General features: G+C 59.6%; 4 protein-coding genes and 3 pseudogenes. 2 read left to right on the plus strand and 5 right to left on the minus strand.

The genetic code is table 11. The features are described from left to right. From EN879_RS39460 to EN879_RS40070, 3 genes and pseudogenes are all read right to left on the minus strand, one after another. Positions 1-210: hypothetical protein (locus EN879_RS39460; protein ID WP_206520972.1), on the minus strand; the 210-nt coding region annotated here is incomplete at its 3' end. A gap of 192 nt (positions 211-402) precedes the next feature. Then, positions 403-716 (minus strand): annotated as a pseudogene (locus EN879_RS20990) (ATP-binding protein); the annotation flags it as partial. Between the two features lie 10 nt (positions 717-726). Beyond that, positions 727-1,260: pseudogene (locus tag EN879_RS40070) on the minus strand (IS21 family transposase); the annotation flags it as partial. A gap of 516 nt (positions 1,261-1,776) precedes the next feature. On the opposite strand from EN879_RS40070, the gene EN879_RS21000 reads away from it, so the two are divergent. Further along, positions 1,777-2,136: a hypothetical protein gene (locus EN879_RS21000; RefSeq protein WP_126066776.1), complete on the plus strand. Its 360-nt coding sequence runs from the start codon at positions 1,777-1,779 to the stop codon at positions 2,134-2,136. Between the two features lie 569 nt (positions 2,137-2,705). Here EN879_RS21000 and EN879_RS21005 read toward each other — a convergent pair. After that, positions 2,706-4,022, minus strand: coding sequence for a HipA domain-containing protein (locus tag EN879_RS21005; RefSeq protein ID WP_063169281.1), 1,317 nt, complete (start codon positions 4,020-4,022; stop codon positions 2,706-2,708). Further along, positions 4,012-4,350 (minus strand): helix-turn-helix transcriptional regulator, encoded by a 339-nt coding sequence (locus EN879_RS21010; RefSeq protein WP_063169282.1) that lies wholly within the window; start codon positions 4,348-4,350, stop codon positions 4,012-4,014. Before EN879_RS21010 ends, EN879_RS21005 begins: the two co-directional genes overlap by 11 nt. Before the next feature lie 611 nt (positions 4,351-4,961). Here EN879_RS21010 and EN879_RS21020 point away from each other — a divergent pair. Continuing rightward, positions 4,962-5,957: pseudogene (locus tag EN879_RS21020) on the plus strand (aldehyde dehydrogenase family protein); the annotation flags it as partial. Positions 5,958-6,102: the final 145 nt, after the last annotated feature.

Below are 6,102 nucleotides of genomic sequence, written 5' to 3' on the forward strand. Positions count from 1 at the left end.
CGAGGTGAATCCTTGCGCTGAATAAAAACCCGCGCCTTCGACAACACCACCGCACTCTCCGTCACCGACGTCGGGGTAAATACTAACACTTGAGAAAGCAGGGAGTTCACGGTCGTCGTCGAACGTCTGACGGTGCAAAACGATGGCGGCCACCGCGTGCCCGGCTTCGTGATGCGCCACAAGCGGCAGATATTGGGAGGCTACATTCATGCGGTGCGGCTCTCAGGTCTAGTTTGCTTTTGCGCATAGGACCGCAATTGTCGTGCCAACTGGGAAAATCGTTTCGGGCAATGCGATCGCTCCGATAGCGTTGCGTCTCCTGTCTGACATTGTTGGGAAGTCGACACGCGCCCGTCGCAATGCGGTCGACCTTCCGCGCGAGTTGGGTGACCCGTGAAGGCGGCCGACCAGGACGATGTTGCGCTGATCGGCGACGAAGGCGCGGCCGGGCGAGATCGCGCATCAGGGGGTGACCGGCGTGTCGGCGAAGTCGAAGTCGTCGATGTCCTTGGCCAGCGGCAACTTGGCGACAGCGAACTGGTATTTGATGGAGCGGGCCTGCTTCTCCGATATCTCGGCCTGCAAGAGATCACCGACAATCCTGGGCGGCTCGTGCCGTCGCTTGATGGCGACGCGCCCATGATCTCGTCATAGGCTCTGCGCATTCCGTAGAGCTTCAGCGCTCCCATCAGTTCCAGTACCTCGGTGCGTTCCATGGCTGTTTGTCCTCCTGAGACTGTCATAGCGGGTGCAGTCGGCGACCGCTCGTGAGCTAGCTTCAGCGCTTGGGGAATGGAAAGGATCGTGCCCGGCGCCGGATCGCGGCTGCGGGCCAGGATGTTGAGGATCACCGGCGCCGACGATGCACCGTGCTCGATGGCTTCCTGACAGGCGGCCTCGACCGCGCTCAATCCGTCGGTCAGCACCCAGGTGAGGATCAACACCATCTGCCGGTCGACGTCATCAACCGCCTTGAGCTGCGCCGCACCTTCTCCATTGCCGACCGCACGACCCAGCCAAGGAACGGCGCGCGCCGTGTGCCAGGGATCGTAGGCGACCTCGTTGCGGCCAAAGGAGCGAACGTGTTCTCCCACGACCACGCCATCCTCTGGCGGATGCGATCCGATCGACATAAGCATGGATCTCGATGGGCCGACCGACGGCACTCGACAGCACCGAGTATTTGTTGTTGTCGAAGCGCACCGTGCAGGTCTTCGACACCGACGGGGGAATGCAATGGAAGCCGTCGAAGCGACCGGCAGCCGCTCCCGCTGCGGCTTGGCCGCATTCGCCGACAGCAGCCGGTCCCGCGTCTCACGCCGAGCTCCCATGCGGGGATAGGGCTGGTGCTTGCGCTCGTAGCGGAACTGCGTCTCCTCAGAACGCAGGACCTTGCGCACCACCTTGCGCGAGATCTTCAGCTCACGGCAGATCGCTTTGATCGACTTCCCCTGGACCAGCGACAGCCGACGTATCTTTGCAATCGTCTCTAAAACCAACATCCAAAACACAAATGCCTCCGATCAAGCCGGAGGCATCTTGATGACCCCATCGTTAAGGGGTCCCGTTTGGACGAAAATCACCCTTTAAACAGGGTCCCCATTCCACGAAAAATCAATGCACTACCTTCCAAAGCTGCGAGAGATCGCCACCGACCGCTTTGAAGGGGCTTTCGGCGGTCTCGTCAGCGAGGTTGTGGCATGAAGAAACATCAATCCACAGCATTGGGCCGAAGCATGCCACGGGCTCATGCCGCGGGAGAGCGGGAAGATATTCTTGAAAGAAGAAGCGGTCTCCGACATCAATACCGACAGGATGGGCAGCTTTCTCACATCACTTGAGGTCGAGCGTGGCAGTTGCGACCCGCAATGCAAGGCTGGCGGCGATGCATGCCTTTGCGCGGTTCCTGATTTCGGAGCACCCCGAATATTAGGATACGCTGCAACTGGTGGTGACACTTCCCTTCAAGAGGGCGCGTGGGTGGCACCTGTCGAATATCTCGATGAGCCCGGAAATCAAGAGCGTCCTGGCGCGTATCGTCCGCCGCACGCCTTCTGGACAGCGGGATTACGCTCTGTTTTCGCTGATGTTCAATACGGATGCACGAGTTCAGGGATCCTGAATCTTCGATTGTGACCTTCGTCTGGTATCGCCCTGTCCCGCCGAGCAAAGCAACGACCGCCCCACACTGCTCACCCGGTTCGGTGTTCCATACTTGCTGCGCACACATGGCTGCGGGCGAAGGAACCACCATGGCGGAAAAAAGCATCCATCATCGCCCTTTGCGGGACACGACGGCCATCCACCTCGTCAAGGCGGGTGTTGACATCGCCACCATCAGTCGATGGCCAGGCCACTCGGGCTGAACTAACGATGCGCTACGCCCAGGCCGGTATCGATATGAAGCGGCAAGCGCTCGAACAAGGCTTCCCCGACGTGATGTCATCGGCAAAAGATCAGACGATCATCGCTTTGATGGCTGGATGTTTGGCTGGCTGCACCGCTTGTAGACGCTCAGTTATGTGGAGTTGTATCGCGGGAAGTCGCGCGTCTTGGGCTTTTGCGGTGTCAGCTCCACATCTCTCCGCAGTGCACGTTGTCACTGTTGAAGAGCCGTTTGTTCAATCTTCGTCCTGGCACGGCAAGGGTTGTCGATATTGTGGGCGTCTTGCGCTTGCCGAGCTTGTCCGAAATCCAGCGCCGGATCAGGCGTGAACACTGTTGCGTAGTTCGTCAGCCAGAGCGCGGAGAACGTCGGCGCTTCCTTCCAGCGCCGTAAAAGCGTAGGGATTGAGGAACTGTCGGCCCCAGAACAGATTGCGATCTGTGCCGGATAGCGTAGCTTCCTCGCTGACACGCGGCCAATTCTCCGCAATGCATCGGAGCTGGCCTTCAACAATCGCAAGAGCTTCCGGCGCGCTGAGCAGGAAGTGATGCGCCGCTTCAAGGCAGGACGCTATCCGGCTCATGCGGTTATTGCCGCTGATGAGCATGGCCTGGCTGGCCTCCTGGCCACTGCGGGCCTGCGGACAAATATCGTACGCAGGCGTGAGGGTGAGCTTAGCGCCGTCCCAGAATGCCGCATGGTTGCGGGCATGATCGTCGGTGTTGCCGCAAAGTATGTTGAAGACAATGCGGCTGAACAACTCGCGCAGAGTTTCCGACGGCGCGGTGAATCGGTGGCGAATGATCTCCGCCAAATCCTGGTAGCTGGCGTAACGCGCCATCATCTCATCGAGCGCGAGCATCGTCAGCGCTGAGACCATGGATTTGCGTTGCCAGCCGCCCGTGACCTTGATCCGGTCGAATCGCTCGACGAGCAACACGTCGTTGCCTGCGGCGCGAACGAGCGAGACGGATGCCGCTCTGATGCCGCACAAGGCGGCAAGCCGCATGGCTATGAATTCTCCTTTGACGACGCTGTAAAGGTCGGCAGACGAGGAAAATTTCGCGACATGCTTGACGGCGTCACCCTCGATCAGCGCCTTTGGCCTTGCGCCGCCGATCGAGCTGCCGTGATGCAGCGCCTGATCTAATTCGGGGGTGAGCGGAATACCTTTCTCTACCCGCTCCGCCGATTGGACAAGCTCTTCGAGAGTGGCATTGGCCAGTGCGCGCGGCTCGTAATGCATTGGCGAAAACTGAAAATCGAGCGCGCCGATGCGGTCCGAGCCTGATTCCAGCAAGAACGTCAGTTCTGAAATATCGAGCCGCGCGATTTCATCGCCCTTCACACCGAATTTGCGGTTTAGGATAACCCGTCGTCCCCAGGCATCAGGGGCAGCATCGCGGATGCATCCCGGCATGGTTAGGCCAGGAAGCAAAGGCAATTCGCCTGCCTTCAGGGGCAGTTCCGGGAGATAAAGCGGGATCGCGCTTCCCAGTTCACGAAAGCTCCTGCCATAGTTGAAGCTGACGAGTCCGTCATGGGCATATAGCCGCCCGGCGACAACCGGCGCGGTCTCGCCCGGCAGCCAGACCCAGACATAGGCTTCGTCGTACTTGGGGACCTTAGAACTCATCGACGATCTGCTTGCCGGCCTTGTAGACGTGCTTCGGCAGCAGCGCGATGCGATCGTCCATGCGGCCTGTGAGGGCTGTGATGCCATTGCCGTCGGCATCGAACAGCTTCACACCGACAATGGCAGCAGCTTCGAACATCAGTCCGATTTCGACTTTGGGATCGCCCTTCTCGATGCGCTGCAGGGTGCTGCGTGAAACACCGATTCTCTCGGCTAACTCCTGTGCGGTTAACCGGTGCTGCATCCGGCCAAGCCGGATGGTCTTACCGAAAAGGCCAAGCGCTTCCATCGCGTAGCGCGAATAGGTGCGTTTATACGTTGCCTTCATTCGGGTCTCTGTGACCTATGCATGATCCATATCGCCTTCTTTCGAACTTTATATAGGTAATGTCACAGAGCGACTGCCAAAGTCAAGACTCCGTATCGCAAGCGTTACCCATCCGAACGAGGAAGGCGGATATTGCCGACGGCTCCTGCACAACCGGCCAGCTCTGCGCGTCTCGGGCGAGGCGGAGATCTGGCGCTGGATCGCGGACAGCCTTGAGACGCCTCGCATGAGTCATTCATGGGCGGTCCCTGGTGCGGGGCCGCGGCGCTCGACTGCTGGCCGACATTCTCGGCGGCGGGACCCGCATCCGGCTACACCAGCACTTTTCGACCGCATACGCGCCCAGCTTCTCTCCGAAATCATTGCCAATGAGCGCGAACCTCATGCGATCGCCGAGCTGGCCTGGCGGCGCGGAATCTACGCACGCATCCGTATTCGAGACCGCCCAAGGGAGGCTGACTAGCGTAACGCCCTCCGATCTAAGCGCCTTCCACAAAGCCGCTTTCGCACGCGACGGGCTGCATGTGGCGGTCGTAGGCGACATAGATGCCAAGCCCTGAGAGTAAGGCTCTACCAGCTGTTCGGCGATTTGCCTCAGAAACTGGCGCTTGCCGGCGCGAACCAGTGGTATCGCGAGGGCGAGCACGCCGAGCGCTTTTCCTCCGCCCTCCACTGACCACAGACCCGCACGCAACGAAGCCGCGCTCGATCTTATCGTGGCGTGGCTAGGTGCAATGTTTGCTCTCGCCATCAGGCCGGCTTTCCCGATGGCGTGGTCAACCTGATCTATGCGTCCGAAGGTGATCGCGTGGGCCGTGAACTCTGCACCAATTCCAAAGATCAGCTTTACCGGTTCGAACGAGGTCGGACGGCTGCTGATGCGTCAGTGCTCTGACCAGATCAAGAAGGTCAGCCTTGAAACCGGCGGCAATGCACCTTTCATCATCTTCGATGATGCCGACATTGACGGTGCTGTTGACGGTGCGGTCCAGGCGAAGTTCCGCAATGCCGGCCAGACCTGCGTTTCCGCGAACCGCATTTACGTCCAATCGAGCGTTCACGATGAGTTCGTCAAGAAATTCGTGGAAAGAATCCGGCACTTGTCGGTTGGCGACGGATTCGATGCCGGAGTGGACATCGGACCGCTCATCGACAAGCATGCTCTGGCCAAGATCGAGTCTCACGTCGCAGATGCCATTGCGAAAGGCGGCACAATACGATGCGGGGGCCAGCGTATCGGCAAGAATGGCACGTTTTTCGAACCCACGGTCCTCACCGAGATTTCCAGCGTCATGGCAGTCGCGCAAGAGGAGACATTCGGGCCGCTCGCGCCGATCATTCGCTTCAACGATGCGGATCAGGTCGTGCGCGAGGCCAATGACACGATATACGGCCTCGCCGCATACTTCTATGCCTCAAACCTGAAGCGGGTCTGGCGTGTGGCAGAGGCTCTGGAATATGGCATGGTTGGCATCAACACGGGACGCATGTCCTCGGAGGCGGCACCGTTTGGCGGGATCAAACAATCCGGCATCGGGCGGGAGGGTTCCCGTCATGGCCTCGAGGACTATCTGGAAATGAAATATCTTTGCATGGGCGGGATTTGAAACCTGCTGCACTGTCTCTCCGCCCCACCGGGGGGCGGCCTGCGGTCAATGCCGCCACCTAATTGGAAGTTCCAAACGCCGTTGACCTGAAACACGGATGCCCGGCAGGAGACTGAGCTCGCTGTCGGGCCGGACATGCCTTGGG

It is taken from the genome of Mesorhizobium sp. M7A.F.Ca.AU.002.02.1.1, assembly GCF_003998535.1.
Taxonomy (GTDB): domain Bacteria; phylum Pseudomonadota; class Alphaproteobacteria; order Rhizobiales; family Rhizobiaceae; genus Mesorhizobium; species Mesorhizobium ciceri.